This window comes from Micromonospora sp. MP36 (genome assembly GCF_008119785.1).
GTDB lineage: Bacteria > Actinomycetota > Actinomycetes > Mycobacteriales > Micromonosporaceae > Micromonospora.
Genome location: NZ_VSFA01000012.1, coordinates 55,215 through 69,419 on the forward strand (window position 1 = coordinate 55,215; position 14,205 = coordinate 69,419).

General features: G+C 73.2%; 15 protein-coding genes. 9 read left to right on the forward strand and 6 right to left on the reverse strand.

Going from position 1 to position 14,205, the window contains the following annotated elements; genetic code table 11:
* The first annotated feature begins 17 nt into the window (after positions 1-17).
* Complete coding sequence (locus FXF52_RS12895; RefSeq protein WP_187413481.1) at positions 18-758, forward strand: cellulose binding domain-containing protein; 741 nt, start codon at positions 18-20, stop codon at positions 756-758.
* 87 nt (positions 759-845) lie between these two features.
* On the opposite strand, the gene FXF52_RS12900 is transcribed toward FXF52_RS12895, so the two are convergent.
* On the reverse strand, positions 846-1,226 hold the full coding sequence (locus FXF52_RS12900) for a thiol-disulfide oxidoreductase DCC family protein (RefSeq protein ID WP_148796785.1): 381 nt from the start codon (positions 1,224-1,226) through the stop codon (positions 846-848).
* Between the two features lie 92 nt (positions 1,227-1,318).
* Between FXF52_RS12900 and FXF52_RS12905 the strand changes: the two genes are divergently transcribed.
* Together FXF52_RS12905 and FXF52_RS12910 are read left to right on the forward strand one after the other, a co-directional pair.
* The gene (locus tag FXF52_RS12905; protein WP_148796787.1) at positions 1,319-3,382 is read left to right on the forward strand and encodes an intein-containing Rv2578c family radical SAM protein; all 2,064 of its coding nucleotides are present in this window, start codon (positions 1,319-1,321) and stop codon (positions 3,380-3,382) included.
* Positions 3,383-3,418: 36 nt separating this feature from the next.
* The gene (locus FXF52_RS12910; RefSeq protein ID WP_148796789.1) at positions 3,419-3,826 is read left to right on the forward strand and encodes a CoA-binding protein; all 408 of its coding nucleotides are present in this window, start codon (positions 3,419-3,421) and stop codon (positions 3,824-3,826) included.
* Between the two features lie 9 nt (positions 3,827-3,835).
* On the opposite strand, the gene FXF52_RS12915 is transcribed toward FXF52_RS12910, so the two are convergent.
* Positions 3,836-4,489 (reverse strand): TetR/AcrR family transcriptional regulator, encoded by a 654-nt coding sequence (locus FXF52_RS12915; RefSeq protein WP_148796791.1) that lies wholly within the window; start codon positions 4,487-4,489, stop codon positions 3,836-3,838.
* Between the two features lie 94 nt (positions 4,490-4,583).
* Between FXF52_RS12915 and FXF52_RS12920 the strand changes: the two genes are divergently transcribed.
* Positions 4,584-5,234, forward strand: a complete 651-nt coding sequence (locus FXF52_RS12920) for a PH domain-containing protein (protein WP_255471877.1) — start codon at positions 4,584-4,586, stop codon at positions 5,232-5,234.
* Between the two features lie 45 nt (positions 5,235-5,279).
* Here the strand turns inward: FXF52_RS12920 and FXF52_RS12925 are convergent, their stop codons facing one another.
* Positions 5,280-7,133, reverse strand: coding sequence for a hypothetical protein (locus FXF52_RS12925; RefSeq protein WP_148796793.1), 1,854 nt, complete (start codon positions 7,131-7,133; stop codon positions 5,280-5,282).
* 96 nt (positions 7,134-7,229) lie between these two features.
* On the opposite strand from FXF52_RS12925, the gene FXF52_RS12930 reads away from it, so the two are divergent.
* Positions 7,230-7,970 (forward strand): hypothetical protein, encoded by a 741-nt coding sequence (locus tag FXF52_RS12930; RefSeq protein ID WP_148796795.1) that lies wholly within the window; start codon positions 7,230-7,232, stop codon positions 7,968-7,970.
* A gap of 12 nt (positions 7,971-7,982) precedes the next feature.
* On the opposite strand, the gene FXF52_RS12935 is transcribed toward FXF52_RS12930, so the two are convergent.
* Positions 7,983-9,179 carry an acyl-CoA dehydrogenase family protein gene (locus tag FXF52_RS12935; protein ID WP_148796797.1) on the reverse strand — a complete coding sequence of 399 codons (1,197 nt, stop codon included), beginning with the start codon at positions 9,177-9,179 and terminating at the stop codon, positions 7,983-7,985.
* A 181-nt stretch (positions 9,180-9,360) separates the two neighbouring features.
* On the opposite strand from FXF52_RS12935, the gene FXF52_RS12940 reads away from it, so the two are divergent.
* Positions 9,361-9,777, forward strand: coding sequence for a DUF4190 domain-containing protein (locus tag FXF52_RS12940; protein WP_148796799.1), 417 nt, complete (start codon positions 9,361-9,363; stop codon positions 9,775-9,777).
* A gap of 3 nt (positions 9,778-9,780) precedes the next feature.
* On the opposite strand, the gene FXF52_RS12945 is transcribed toward FXF52_RS12940, so the two are convergent.
* A complete protein-coding gene (locus FXF52_RS12945) occupies positions 9,781-10,671 on the reverse strand; it encodes an SDR family NAD(P)-dependent oxidoreductase (RefSeq protein ID WP_148796802.1) in 891 nt (296 codons plus the stop codon).
* A 115-nt stretch (positions 10,672-10,786) separates the two neighbouring features.
* Between FXF52_RS12945 and FXF52_RS12950 the strand changes: the two genes are divergently transcribed.
* On the forward strand, positions 10,787-11,407 hold the full coding sequence (locus tag FXF52_RS12950) for a DUF4190 domain-containing protein (RefSeq protein ID WP_148796804.1): 621 nt from the start codon (positions 10,787-10,789) through the stop codon (positions 11,405-11,407).
* Positions 11,408-11,450: 43 nt separating this feature from the next.
* Here the strand turns inward: FXF52_RS12950 and FXF52_RS12955 are convergent, their stop codons facing one another.
* Positions 11,451-12,407 carry a CoA ester lyase gene (locus FXF52_RS12955; RefSeq protein ID WP_148796806.1) on the reverse strand — a complete coding sequence of 319 codons (957 nt, stop codon included), beginning with the start codon at positions 12,405-12,407 and terminating at the stop codon, positions 11,451-11,453.
* Between the two features lie 127 nt (positions 12,408-12,534).
* On the opposite strand from FXF52_RS12955, the gene FXF52_RS12960 reads away from it, so the two are divergent.
* Both FXF52_RS12960 and FXF52_RS12965 read left to right on the forward strand, forming a co-directional pair.
* The gene (locus tag FXF52_RS12960) at positions 12,535-13,359 is read left to right on the forward strand and encodes an SDR family NAD(P)-dependent oxidoreductase (protein WP_187413482.1); all 825 of its coding nucleotides are present in this window, start codon (positions 12,535-12,537) and stop codon (positions 13,357-13,359) included.
* A 93-nt stretch (positions 13,360-13,452) separates the two neighbouring features.
* Positions 13,453-14,202: a GNAT family N-acetyltransferase gene (locus FXF52_RS12965; protein WP_148796808.1), complete on the forward strand. Its 750-nt coding sequence runs from the start codon at positions 13,453-13,455 to the stop codon at positions 14,200-14,202.
* The last annotated feature ends 3 nt before the right edge of the window (positions 14,203-14,205 follow it).

Below are 14,205 nucleotides of genomic sequence, written 5' to 3' on the forward strand. Positions count from 1 at the left end.
CAAAGGGGGAGGGCGCAGTGCCGGCACCACCGTCCCAGCCACGGCGGACCGTGGCGATCATCTTGTTGGACGGGATCGTCGCCGCGGCCCGGACCGCCCGGCGCGCCCTCGCCGGCCGGGGCGGGGGCTCGCGCCTCGCCCAGGTGGCCATCCTCGCCTCGCTGGGCGTGCTGCTGGCGACGGCGTACTCGGTCGTCACGGTGCTGCGTACGCCGGAACGGCTGACCCCGGTGGCCGTCGAGCCGCCACCGGACCTGGCGGTGGCCGACGCGCCGGCCACCGGAACGCCCGGCGAGCAGCCCGAACCGACCAGCGCCACGCCCCGGGCGTCCGCACACGCCACGACCACCGCTCCGCCCGCCGCACCGCCGGTCGGCCGGCCGTCGGGCAGCGCCCCGTCGGCGACCAGCGCCGCCCCGCCCACGCCGGTCGCGCTGCGCGCCGATTTCGCCGTTGAGAACACCGCCCTGCTCAGCTACGGCGCCGCGGTGACGATCACCAACCCGGGCGTGGCCGGGGCGACGGACTGGCAACTGGTCATCGTGCTGCCCCGGGAGTCGCTCGAGGTCAGCTCGGTCACCGGGGCCCGGGCCAGCCGGGACGGCGCGACGTGGACCTTCGTGCCGGAGGGGAGCGCCGGGGCGGTGCCCGGCCGCGGCGCGGCCCGGGTGACGTTCCGGGTGAACGGCGCGGCGATCAGCGCCACGCCCAGGTCGTGCACCATCGACGGCGTCGCCTGCACCGGCCTGCCGAACTGACCGGCCGGCCCGGCGCCGGGGGGCAGGTCCGCCCGGCGGCGGGCGCACGACCGGCGGTCCCGGTCGGCGGCGGGCTCGGCGACGTGGTCAGGGCCGGTCGGCGGACGGCACGGCGCAGGCCGCGGTGCCGCCGGGCAGGCGGTGGCGGTTGCGGGCCACCCAGCGGTACGCCGGCCAGGCGGCGGCCCGGACCGGAGGGAACCGCAGACCGGCCCCGGCGATCCGCCACAGCGGGCCGCTGTCGCCGAGCAGCCGGGCGATGGCATCCGGCCCCGCGGCGCGTACGCCGTCGGCGCCGACCCACTGGACCGCCTCCTCGCACTCCGCCTCGGTCAGGCCGAGCGCGTCGAGGTCGGCGAATTGCCAGGGCAGCACCCGGGCCCGGGTCGGGATCCGGCGCTCGATGAACTCGGCGCAGCGGGTGCAGAACGCGCAGTCGCCGTCGTAGACGAAGGTCGACGTCTCCATGCCCCCCATCCTGCACCCGCCGCCCCGCGTTCGGACCCGGGTGTCCGGCGAGTCACTTGCACTCTCCTCGTACACGTGTTCGAATAGTGCCCGTGCGCTGGGACAACCTTTCCGCTCCCCCGGATGAGGGGGTCCCCGGTCGGGCAGCGCCAGCGACTCCACCCCTGCCGCTGGCGCTACCCGGCGCGGTTGCCCGCACCTTCGACACCCCCGGCTTCGCCGGGATGACCTTCTACGAGGTGCAGGCGAAGTCAATCATCAACCGGGTGCCCGGCACGTCCCGCGTGCCGTTCGAGTGGACGATCAACCCATACCGTGGCTGCAGCCATGCGTGTGTTTACTGCATCTCCGGCGACACCCCGATTCTGATGGCGGACGGGCGGACGAAGCCGATCAGCGAGCTGGAGCCGGGCGACCGGATCTACGGCACCGAGCGGCGGGGCGCCTACCGGCGGTACGTCGTTACGACGGTTCTCGACAAGTGGTCGACGGTGAAGCGGGCCTACCGGGTGACCTTGGAGGACGGCACCACGCTGGCCGCCAGCGGCGATCACCGTTTCCTGTCCGACCGGGGCTGGAAGTACGTGACCGGCGCGATGAACGGTGGTGGACGACGTCCCTACCTGACCACCAACAACCGCCTGATCGGCACCGGCCGCTTCGCGACCCCGCCGAAGCACTCGGCCGACTACCGCCGGGGCTACCTGTGCGGAATGGTGCGGGGTGACGCCCACCTCGGTGCCCACTCGTACGCCCATGGGACGGTGCACCAATTCCGGTTGGCCCTCGTCAACGGCGAGGCGCTGGACCGCACGCAGCGATTCCTGACCGACGCGGGCGTCGAGACCGAGCGCTTCTCCTTCGCCCCTGCCAGTGCAACCCGGCGGGCGGTAACCGCCGTCCGGACGTCGGAGCAGCGCGACATCGAGGCCATCACGGAGCTGATCCGGTGGCCGGACGCTCCCGGTGACGACTGGCGGCTGGGCTTTCTCGCCGGCATCTTCGACGCCGAGGGCAGTTGCAGCCGGGGCATCTTCCGGATCAGCAACAGCGACGACCGGATCCTTGAGGAGACCGGCGCCGCCATGAACCACTTCGGGTTCACCTGGGTGCTCAAGGATCCTGGTCTGCCGAACCAAGTGCGGCAGATCCGGTTGACGGGCGGCTTGCCCGAGAGGCTGCGCTTCTTCCACCTGACCGACCCGGCCATCACCCGCAAGCGTTCCATCGAGGGGGCGGCGCTCAAGTGCCAGGCGGCGCTGCGGGTGGTGAGCATCGAGGACCTCGGGCTGGAGCTGCCGCTGTGGGACATCACCACGGGCACCGGCGACTTCATCGCCAACGGCGTGGTCAGCCACAACTGCTTCGCCCGCAACACCCACACCTACCTCGACCTCGATGCCGGCGCGGACTTCGACCGGAAGGTGATCGTCAAGGTCAACGCCGGCGAGCTGGTCCGTCGCGAGCTGGCCGCCCCGCGCTGGCGCGGCGCGCACCTCGCCATGGGCACCAATGTGGACTGCTACCAGCGGGCCGAGGGACGCTACCGGCTGATGCCGCCGATCCTCGAGGCGCTGCGCGACTTCGCGAACCCGTTCTCGATCCTGACCAAGGGCACCCTGATCCTGCGGGACCTGCCGCTGCTCCGCCAGGCCGCCGAGGTCACCCGGGTCGGGCTCTCCTACTCGGTGGGCTTCGTCGACGAGGCACTGTGGCGCGCGGTCGAGCCGGGCACTCCCAGCCCCCGCCGCCGGCTGGACGCCGTCCGGCAGCTCACCGACGCCGGGTTCGAGGTGGGGGTGCTGATGGCGCCGATCCTGCCGGGGCTCAGCGACGACGACGAGTCGATCGAGGCGACCGTTTCGGCGATCGCCGCGGCCGGGGCGGCCAGCGTGACGCCGCTCGCGCTGCACCTGCGCCCCGGCGCCCGCGAGTGGTACGCGCACTGGCTGGCCCGGGAGTTTCCCCAGCTGGTCCCCCGCTACCGCCAGCTCTACCGGGCCGGCGCGTACGCGCCGCAGGCGTACCAGCGGGAGCTGACCGCGCGGGTGCGGATCGCGGCCCGCAGGCACGGGCTGCACCGGGGCGAGCGGGGCGACAACCGCAGGCTGCCCGAGCCGCCGCCGGCCCCGGCGGAACAGTTGACGCTGCTCTGAGCAGCGGCCGGAGAACGACCGGGTTAGGCTCGCAGCGTGCGCTCAGCCCAGCAACTCCTCGCCGACTCCGCCGTGATCGCCGTCGTGGGCGCATCCCGTGATCCGCGCAAGGCCGCGCACCGCGTACCGGCCGAGATGCAGCGGTACGGCTGGCGGATCATCCCGGTGAACCCGACGGTGGAGGAGCTCTTCGGCGAGCGGGCGTACCCGTCGCTGGCCGACATCCCGCACCCGGTCGACCTGGTCAACGTGTTCCGTCCCGCCGAGGACGCGGTCGAGGTGGTCCGGCAGGCGGTGGCGATCGGCGCGCCAGCGGTCTGGTTGCAGCTCGGGATTGTCTCGGCGGAGGCACGGCGGATCGCCGAGGAGGCCGGCATCGACTACGTCGAGGACCGCTGCCTCATCGTGGAGCGGGCCGCGGCGGGGCTGACCCGGCTCGGCTGAACTGCCCGGTCAGGGCTTCGGCGGGCGCCGGGGCGGCACCGCACGACCGCGCTGGGCCGGCGGCGCAGCGCCGAGCAGCAGGTCCAACTGGGCGTCCAGCGCGGCGAGCGCCGTCTCCGGCGGGTAGTGGCCGCCGAGCAGATAGACGCCCAACCCTTCCATGACGGCGAGCAGCGCCACCGCAGCCCGGCCGGGGTCGACGCGGGCCTGCGCCGCACCGGCCGCCTGGGCGGCCCGGATCTGCCCGGCGATGAAGGCCAGCAGCTCGGCGGTCTCCCGGTGCAGCCCGGCGGCGACTTCGGGGCGTACCGCGGTGTAGGCGAGGAACGCCAACGCCACCCGGCCGTCCGCCTGGCGTGCCTCGTCGAGCGGCAGCAACTCGGCCAGCATGGTCCGCAGCAGCGTACGCGGGGACGGGTCGTCACCCAGCGCCGCGACGGCGCGGGTCACCCGGGCCTCGCTGCGCTCGCGTACCACGGCCAGCGCGAAGGTCATCATCTCGTCCTTGGTGCGGAAGTAGTGCTGCACCATCCCGGAGGAGACCCCGGCCTCCGCCGCCACGTGGCGCAGGCTGACCGCCTCCAGCCCGCGTTCGGCGGCCACCCGCATCAGCGCGTCGGCGATCAGTTTGCGCCGCTCCCCGTGATCGACCCGCTTCGGCATGCCCCCATGCTTTCATAATACGACTGCATTGACACATTCCCTGCCCAGCGTTTACGTTGCAACTGCAATGCAAACGGGGAAGGTGAGGTGACCCGTGCCGAAGCAGGCCGTCGCGATGCTGCGTCGCGTGATCGCGTACGAGGTGGGGATGTGGGTCAGCCTGGGCCGGTGGCTGCTCCGCCGGCCCCCGGCGCTGGAGCCCGGGGCGGCGGCGTTCAGCTACGTCGGCGTGGTGAAGCCCATCCTCATCGCCTTCATCGCGCTCTCCGCGATCGAGATCCCGATCTTCGACCTGATCCTTCGGCACACCTTGCCGTGGCCGTCGGTGCGGCACACCGTGCTCGCGCTCGGCATCTGGGGTCTGCTCTGGATGATCGGTCTCTTCGCCGCCCTGCGGATCCACCCGCACGCCGCCGACGCGGAGGGACTACGCGTCCGCAACGGCTTCTCGGTGGACTTCCGGCTGCCGTGGACGGCCGTCGCCCGGGTCGACGCCCGCTACCGCTCGCTGCCCTCTGGCCGCAGCGTGCAGCTCGAACCGGACGAGGCGGGCGTGGTGCTGAACGTCGCCACCGGCAAGCAGACCAGCGTCGACATCGTGCTGCGCGAGCCGCTGTCGGTCCGGCTGCCCAAGGGGCCGAGCGGGCCGGTGCACGAGATCCGCCTCTACGCCGACGACCCGGCCGCCCTGGTCGCCCGGGCCCGCGAGCACCTCGCGGCACGGCTGCCCGGCTCGAACGCCTGATCGCGAGCCGGGCAGCCTGGTGGGCGAGGCCGGCGCGGGCCCGGGTCAGGGCCGGACGGTGACGATCTGGTCCGACCACAGCCGTCGGGCCGCGACCACTCGGCCGTCCGGGTTGGCCGCGACGAGGAAGACGTCCCTGGGGGACAGCGGAGAAACCCCGCCGGCCCACGGCTCCACTGCGGTCAGCGGGATCTCGCGGGGTGCCAGGCACCGAAAGTCCGCGCAGACCCAGAGCACGGCACGGCGCGGCCCGGACACCTGGGATCCCACCTGAAGCCGGGCACCGGGCGGGCCGGGCATGACCGCCACGGCGTAGCTGCCCCCGCCGGGGCGAGCGGCGGTGGCGCTGACCGCGCTGGTGCACTGCTGGCAGGGATGGACCAGCCGGTCGAAGTGCAGGGCAGCCAGCTCCTCCTCGCTCGGCGTGGCCGGCTCCCCCTGAGGGCCAAGGCGGGCGCTGGTGCAGGCCGGCGATTCGCAGCTGGCGATCCACACCGTCGAGCCGCCCGCGGGGCGGTACGCCACGACCGGCCGGCCACTCCGGTCCACGACCACCAGCAGCTCCCGGTAGTAAGGGGAGGAGGGGCGAGCGAGATCCTCCTGCACCGTTCCGAGCCGGGTGACGGTCGGGTCTGCGCACCGAACGTCACGACAGCGGACGAGCCGCAACTCGCTGTCCTCCCGCACCGTGCCGTGCTGTTTCTCCGCGCCCGACCCGGGTACGGCGACCGCGATGAGGATCTGGCCGTTGGGCGCCAGGGCGATCGCACCCCTCGGCGGCCACGGGATGGCGTCGAGCCGATTCGGGGCCCGCTGGCAGACGCGCTGCGGGTCGCAGTACGCCAGCCGGTCGTCGGTCAGCAGGTAGACGGAACCGTCCGCCGCGACCGCAGCTCTTTCCGTTCCGGAGAGCATGACCGGCAGCTTTGTCCGCCTCGTCGTATGGCACTGGTCGTCGAGGCAGTCCTCCACGGCGGCCTGGGTGACCAGAACGGGGTGGCGCCCGGCCGGCCAGGCCAGCGCGACCAACGTGCCGTGCTCCGGCCGGGTTTGCACGGAGACCTCGGCGAGTTGCCCCGCCGCTGCCAGGCCGCCGGCGAACAGCATCGGCAGCAACAGGGTCAGTGGCGCGAGCGCCCGGGCCGCCCGGTGCCAGCCAGGCGCGGCACGGCGCGATACCGCGTGGGCCAGCGCCAATCGGGGCTGCGGAAGGTTGCGGTACACCCCGACGAAGGTCGCCGCCTGGAGGACGGCCAGCAGCACCAGAAGAGCATCCCGACCGAGCCAGAACGCGAGGCCCGGCAAGCGTCCCGCCACCAGCGCCTCACCCTGGACCACCGCCCAGGCGGTGAGCACCGCCGGGGCGAGTACACCGATCAGCAGCAGGATCGCGATGTGCACCAGGTGGCTACCCACGCCGGAGAACGCCCTTCGGCGGGCGGCCGCCCAGCGCAGGTCCTCGAACACGGCCAGGGGTAGCACGAGGGCCTGTCGGATCAGGAGCAGGACGACCGGCACGGCGAGCAGAACGCCGACGAACCAGACCAGCCCGACGTCCGCCGGCAGTACCTGCCCGAGCAGGAAGAGGGCGGCGAGCACCGTAGCGACGCCGGCGGCGAGCGCGGCACCGACGGTGGGGAGCAGCCGCAGGGCCCGCCGCAGCGGACGGTCGGCGCCGGCCAGAGCGGCCACTCCGGCGGTCACGGCCCAGGTCCACGCCACGGCGACAACCGCGACTTCCAGCCAGCCGGGCGGCGAGAGGACGAGCACTCCGTTGACCAGCCTCGGCGCGTCGGTGTCGGGCATCGGGAGCGACCGCCAGAGGATCTGGAGCAGCGCTAACGGCACGAGCACCAGCAGGATGGGCGGCAGCGGGGACCGGCGGGGCGGGATGGGCACGGGCGTACGGTACGGCGTCGGTGCCACCCCGTCGGCAGCCTTGCTCGCCGCTTGACGGCGCCCCACAAGGGTGGCGGCGGGTCGTACCCTGCGCAGATGCCCCTCCCCCTGCCCGGCCGGCGGCCCTCGCCCGGCGACGGCCTCTGGGCGCGCCGGTTGCTCGCCGCCGCGGCCGCCGCGGCCGTGGCGGCGCCGGTGGCCGCCGGGCTGTTCCGGCTGCCACCGGTCGACACGCTCGCGGCGAGTTGTGCCATCTGGCTGCCGGCCGGGGCGCGGTGGCTGACGAAGCGCTGGTGGCCCCGACGCGACGGCCGTCTGGTGTGGATGCCGCAGGTGGCGGGCCGTGCATCGGTCGAACCCGGCCTGGTGGCACGGCGGTCCCTCGCCGGCTGGGCCGACCTGACGGCCGAAACGGTGGCGATGGCCGCGATCGGGTCGGGACTGATCGGCACCCTTCCCGACGAGTCGGGGTGGGCCGGCCTGCTGCGGCCGCTGCTCGCGGTCGGCGTCGCCGCCGGCATCGGGCGGGTGGTCTACGAGGAGGTCCGGTTCACCGGGCGGCTGGCGCTCACCGCGACCGGCATCCGGCACGGCCGCCGGACGTACGGCTGGACGAACATCGACCTGGTCGTCCCGCACAAGCGGGACGGCCAGGTGGACGGGGTGCGGCTGCGTCCGGCGAGGTGGGTCTCGCTGGAGCCGGCGCCGGTGGTGGGTGGCCGGGACACGGCGGTGCCCGAGGAACGGCTGGTCGCCGCGATCGAGCACTTCCGGTCGCGGCCGGAGATGCTGGCGGTGGGCCTGCCGGTCACCGCGCCGGAGCCGGCCGGCGGGTGACCGGCGCACCGGTCAGAGCTTGTACTCCTTGAGCAGGCCGCGGGAGATGATGGTCTTCTGGATCTCGGAGGTGCCCTCCCCGATGAGCAGGAACGGGGCCTCCCGCATCAGCCGCTCGATCTCGTACTCCTTCGAGTAGCCGTAGCCGCCGTGGATGCGGAACGCCTCCTGGACGACCTCGGCGCAGTATTCCGAGGCGAGCAGCTTGGCCATCCCGGCCTCGACGTCGTTGCGCTGGCCGGCGTCCTTGAGTCGGGCAGCGTTGACCATGAGGGCGTGCGCGGCCTCGATCTTCGTACCCATCTCGGCGAGCTTGAAGGCGATGGCCTGGTGCTTGGCGAGGGGCTGGCCGAAGGTGCGGCGCTGCTGCGCGTACGCGACGGCCAACTCGAAGGCCCGGATGGAGATGCCGCAGGCGCGGGCGGCCACGTTGACCCGGCCGACCTCGATGCCGTCCATCATCTGGTAGAAGCCCCGGCCGACCTTCTCCTCGCCCCCGAGGACGGCGGAGGCGGGGACCGTGACGCCGTCGAGCACCATCTCGGTGGTCTCGACGCCCTTGTAGCCCATCTTGTCGATCTTGCCGGGGATGGTCAGGCCGGGCGCCGTCTCGCCGAAGCCGGGTTCCTTCTCGAGCAGGAAGGTGCTCATGTTGCCGTAGACCGAGTCGGCCCCGGTGTCGGTCTTGACCAGGGTGGCCACCACCGACGAGTACGCCCCGTTGGTCAGCCACATCTTCTGGCCGTTGAGGACGAAGTTGTCGCCGTCGCGGACCGCCTTGGACTTGATCGCCGACACGTCCGAGCCGCACTCCGGCTCCGACATCGAGAAGGCGCCGCGCACCTCGCCGGTGGCCATCCGCGGCAGCAGCCGGGCCTGCTGCTCCGCCGAGCCGTGCTGAGAGATCAGGTACGCGACGATGAAGTGGGTGTTGACGATGCCGGAGATCGACATCCACCCCCGGGACAGTTCCTCGACCACTAGGGCGTAGGTGAGCAGGGACTCGCCCAGCCCGCCGTACTCCTCGGCGATGGTGAGGCCGAACAGCCCCATCTCGCGCATCCCGTCGAGGATGTCGGTGGGGTACTCGTCGGCGTGCTCCAGCCGCTGGGCGTGCGGGATGATCTCCTTGTCGGCGAACTCCCGGACGGTCTCCAGGATCGACCGCTGCACATCGGTCAGGCCGGGCGTCTGGGCGAGTCGGGCCATCTCAGCCTCCGGGGGATCGGCGCATTACTCGTGGGTAACTGAACGCTCGGTCAGTATCGGTCCCGCGACCGGCGGGAGCCAAGGTGACCAGTCCACACAACCGCTGTGAAAAGGTTCACCGCTGCGGGTAGCGTCCGCAAGAGAGAGGGCAGTTCACCTGCGACGGAGGGGGCGAGCGGGCGTGAGCCAACCACCCGGTGAGCCGGACCAGCCGCCGTCGCCGTACGAGCCGCCGTCCTACGGGCAGCCGTACGGGCACCCGCAGCAGCCACCGTGGGGCCAACAGCCGCCGTACGCTCCGCAGCCCCCGTACGGGCAGTACGGGCCGCCCGGGCAGGGACCAACGCGACCGCGCGGCGGCGGGCCCAACGTGCTCGCCATCCTGTCGCTGGTCTTCGCCTTCGTCTTCGCGCCGGCCGGCATCGTCCTCGGTCACCTGGCCAAGCGGCAGATCCGGCAGACCGGCGAGGAGGGCGAGCAGCTCGCCACCTGGGGGCTGATCCTCAGCTACGTCTTCACTGCGCTCGGGGTGCTCGCCTGCTGCGGCTGGATCGGCCTGGCCATCTGGGCGAACTCCGACAACCACAGCTATCGCTGACGGTCAGCGGAACTGCGCCTCCCGGACGCTGTTGCCGCCGTCGACCACCAGCATCTGCCCGGTGATGTACGAGGCGGCCGGCGAGCAGAGGAAGGCGATGGCGGCGGCCACCTCGTCCGGCGTGCCGGGGCGGCCGACCGGGGTGCCCAGCCCCTGCTTGATCTCGGCCATGGTGGACGCCGCGGTGTGGATGATGCCGGGCGCGACCGCGTTCACCGTCACCCCGTCGGCGATCATCTCCATGGCCAGGGCCCTGGTCAGCCCCACCACGCCCGCCTTCGCCGCCGCGTACCCGGCCTCGGTGGGCAGCGCGTTGACCGGGCCGGCGGTGGCGGCGAGGTTGACGATCCGCCCCCAGCCCCGCTCGGCCATCCCGCCGATGAACGCGCGGCTGCACAGGAACGCGGTGGTCAGGTTGCGGTCGATCTCGCCGCGCCACTCGTCGTAGCTGAGCTGGGCCACCGGCCGCAGCACCTCCGGGCTGGCCCGGCTGGCCAGGCCCGCATTGTTGACCAGCACCTCGACGTCGCCGAGCTGCTCGGCCACCGCGTCGGCGAGCGCGCCCACCTCGGCCTCGTCGGTGAGGTCGGCGACGAACCCGGTCACGCCCAACTCGCCGGCGCGCTCGTGGATCCGCCGGGTGGTGGAGACGATCGCCACCCGGGCGCCCAGGTCGGCGAGGCGGTGTGCGGTCGCGTACCCGATGCCGTCCGGGCTGCCGGCGCCGGTGACCAGGGCGACCCGGCCGTCCAGGCGCATGGTGACCGGCTCGGCGAGCGGTGCCGGCTGATCCTGGTCGGCGGGCCCGGCCGGGGCGCTGCCGCGCTGCCGCCGCACCAGCCCTGGACGGCTCACGTCCCGTCGCGACCGACCGCCGCGCGCGTCAAGTGCCATGCCGAGATCCTGCCCGTTGTGGACGTTGCGGGCAACGCGGCACCCGGAAAGGGGGTCCTCGGTGCGGCGGGCCACTGACTACCCTGACCACACCACGTCTACGGAGATGATCCAGATGAGCTATCCCCCACCGTCCGGTGGTTGGCACGACCCGTCCCGGCCGGGTCCGCAGTCGAGCCCGCCGGCCGACCCGACGATGCCGATGGCCGGTAGCCCGATCCCGAGCCAGCCGAGCCCGGCCGACCCCTACGCGGCACCGCAGCCGCCGAGCGCCCCGCCGGCCGGCGACCCGTACGCGGCGCCCGGCTACCCGCCCGCCGGGGGCGACCCGTACGCGGCGCCCGGCTACCCGCCCGCCGGGGGCGACCCGTACGCGGCGCCCGGCTACCCGCCCACCGGGGGCGACCCGTACGCGGCGGGCGGCTACCCGCCGCCGGCCTACCCGCCGTACGGCCACCCGTCGAGCAAGACCAACACCCTGGCCATCGTGGCGCTGGTGCTGTCGCTGGTCGGCTTCGCCTCCTGCATCACCGCCCCGATCGGCGCGATCATGGGGCACGTGGCCCGCAAGCAGATCCGGGAGACCGGTGAGCAGGGCGAGGGCATGGCGAAGGCCGCGATCATCGTCGGGTGGATCCTCACCGCCCTGATGCTGGTGCTGATCGTGGTGTACGTCGGGGCGATCATCTTCGCGATCTCCAACGCCGACACGGGCGGCAGCACGCCCACCTTCTGACCGGCGCGGTGCCGCCCCGCTCCCCGGGGCGGCACACCGGCGGTCAGGCCGCGGGCGGGGTGAAGGACGAGGTACGGGCCATGCCGGCCGCGCGCCCCTTGGCGGCGATCACCAGGGCCATCTTCCGGGACGCCTCGTCGATCATCTCGTCGCCGAGCATCACCGCGCCGAGCTTGCCGCCCGCCTCCGAGGTGTACCAGTCGTACGCGTCGAGGATCAGCTCGGCGTGGTCGTAGTCGGCCTGCGCCGGCGAGTAGACCTCGTTGGCCGCGTCGATCTGGCCCGGGTGCAGCACCCACTTGCCGTCGAAGCCCAGCGCGGCCGAGCGCTTGGCCACCTCGCGGAACCCGTCCACGTCCCGGATCTGCAGGAACGGGCCGTCGATGGCCTGCTTGTCGTGCATCCGCGCGGCCATCAGGATGCGCATGAGGATGTAGTGGTAGGGGTCGCCCGGGTAGCCCGGGATGAGCGCGCCGACCGCCAGCGACTTCATGTTGATCGAGGCCATGAAGTCGGCCGGGCCGAAGATGATCGTCTCGACCCGGGGCGAGGCGGCCGCGATGGCGTCCACGTTGACCAGCCCGGCGGCGTTCTCGATCTGCGCCTCGATGCCGATCCGGCCGACCTCCAGGCCGAGGGTCTTCTCGATCTGGGTGAGGGTCAGGTCCAGCCACTGCACCTGGGCCGCGTCCTGCACCTTCGGCAGCATGATGCAGTCCAGGTTGGCGCCGGCTCCCTCGACGACCTCGATGACGTCCCGGTAGGTCCATGGCGTGGTCAGGTCGTTCACCCGGACCACCCGGGTCTTGCCCGCCCAGTCGCCCTCGTTCAGCGCGGCGACGATGTTCTTCCGGGCGTCCGGCTTGGCCAGCGGGGCGACCGCGTCCTCCAGGTCGAGGAAGACCTGGTCCGCCGGCAGGCCCTGGGCCTTGCCGAGCATCTTGACGCTGGAACCCGGCACGGCGAGGCAGGACCGGCGGGGGCGACCGACAGCGGCCATGGATGTGCTCCTTCCAGCGTGCGGCGGACGCGCCGACGCGACCAGACGGAAAACGGCGAACTTAACGATCCCAAAGGGCGTAGTGACGCCACGGTAACCTCGTGCCGTGACCGGGGTGAATGGACCTGTGGAAGATCTCACTGAGCGTCGGACCGTGGTGGTGACGGGCGCCAGCTCGGGCATCGGGCTGGCCGCGGCCGTGGACCTGGCGCGTCGCGGTGACCAGGTCGTGCTGGTCGGCCGGGACCCGGCCCGACTCCGGGCCGCCGGGGACCGGGTACGCGAGTGCTGCGGCGAGCGGCCCGAGCTCTTCCGCGCCGACTTCGCCGTGCTGGACGACGTACGCCGGCTCGCGGAGCAGCTGCGCGCCGCGTACGACCGGATCGACGTGCTCGCCAACAACGCCGGCGCGATCGTGCTTCAGCCGGTCACCACCGTCGACGGCTTCGAGCTGACCGTGCAGGCCAACCACCTCGCCCCGTTCCTGCTCAGCAACCTGCTGCGGGACCGGATCGGCCGGATGGTGGTGACCGCCTCCGGCGCCCACCGCAGCGGCGTCCTCGACCCGGACGACCTCAACGTGGCGCTGCGCCGCTACCGGCCCATGCGCGCCTACGGCACCAGCAAGCAGGCGAACATCCTCTTCGCCGCCGAGGCGGCCCGGCGCTGGCCGGAGGTGCCGGCGTACTCGTTCCACCCGGGGGTGGTGCGCACCCGGTTCGGCAACGAGAGCCCGCTGGTCGCCCTCGGCATGCGGCTGCTGCCGTTCCGCAGCCCGGAGCGGGGCGCGGAGACGCTGGTATGGCTGGCTAACCAGGACCCGTCCCGGCTGGTCGACGGCGGCTACTACCACGACCGGCGGCTCCGCCGGCCGCTGCCGAAGGCGGCCGACTCTGCGCTCGCCGCCCGGCTCTGGGCCGCCAGCGCGCGGGCCGTCGGCCTCCCGGACTGAGCGGCGCGAACGGGGATCGCCCCGGCGGGCTCAGGCGACACCACCGCGCATTCGGGTGGCGTGGGGCGGCGGCGTGCTGCCAGACTCCGCGCCATGACCACGGCGAAGGACACGGGCATCAGCGACACCGACCCTGCCGAGGGCGCCACTCTTCAGGTCGGTGGCGAGGACGCGGACCTGGAGGCCCGGATCGGGCGGGAGCTGACCGTGTTCAACAACGCGGCGACCGGCGCGGACGACGAGGCCGGCCTGTCGGTACGGGTGGTCGACCCGGACGGCGAGTTGGTCGGCGGGCTGACCGGCTGGACCTGGGGCGGCCGGGCCGGCATCAACACCGTGTGGGTGCGGGCGGACCGCCGCCACCAGGGCTGGGGCGGCCGGCTGCTGCGGGCCGCCGAGGAGGAGGCCCGCCGGCGCGGCTGCACCGAGATCTCGGTGGCGTCGTTCTCGTTCCAGGCGCCGGCGTTCTACCGGCGGCACGGCTACACCGACACCGGGATCCGGGACGGCATCCCGGGCGGCCACGTCGACCACCAGTTCTGGAAGTCGCTGGTCGACGACCCGGCGGGCGTGCTCCGAGTGGTCGCCCTGGTCGGCCTGGGCGCCGACGCCCAGGCCGGCCGGCGGTACGAGGACGGCGTGCTCGCCCTGCTCGGGCGGCACGGCGGACGGCTGGAACGGCGGCTGCGGACCGGGGACGGGCGGACCGAGGTGCACGTGATCCGGTTCGCCGCCCGGACGGGTTACGACGGGTTCCTGGCCGACCCGGACCGGGCCGCGCTCCGCGCCGAGTTCGGCGACGCCGTCCCGACCGCCCGGGCGCTGGAGGTCCAGGACGTCTGACCC

Bases quoted from the DNA above. Each gene is read 5' to 3' on its own strand.
- FXF52_RS12900 (WP_148796785.1), bottom strand. From the start codon at position 1,226: ATGGAGACGTCGACCTTCGTCTACGACGGCGACTGCGCGTTCTGCACC.
- FXF52_RS12935 (WP_148796797.1), bottom strand. From the start codon at position 9,179: ATGGCCCGACTCGCCCAGACGCCCGGCCTGACCGATGTGCAGCGGTCG.
- FXF52_RS12915 (WP_148796791.1), bottom strand. From the start codon at position 4,489: ATGCCGAAGCGGGTCGATCACGGGGAGCGGCGCAAACTGATCGCCGAC.
- FXF52_RS12950 (WP_148796804.1), top strand. From the start codon at position 10,787: ATGAGCTATCCCCCACCGTCCGGTGGTTGGCACGACCCGTCCCGGCCG.
- FXF52_RS12955 (WP_148796806.1), bottom strand. From the start codon at position 12,407: ATGGCCGCTGTCGGTCGCCCCCGCCGGTCCTGCCTCGCCGTGCCGGGT.
- FXF52_RS12945 (WP_148796802.1), bottom strand. From the start codon at position 10,671: ATGGCACTTGACGCGCGCGGCGGTCGGTCGCGACGGGACGTGAGCCGT.
- FXF52_RS12965 (WP_148796808.1), top strand. From the start codon at position 13,453: ATGACCACGGCGAAGGACACGGGCATCAGCGACACCGACCCTGCCGAG.
- FXF52_RS12930 (WP_148796795.1), top strand. From the start codon at position 7,230: ATGCCCCTCCCCCTGCCCGGCCGGCGGCCCTCGCCCGGCGACGGCCTC.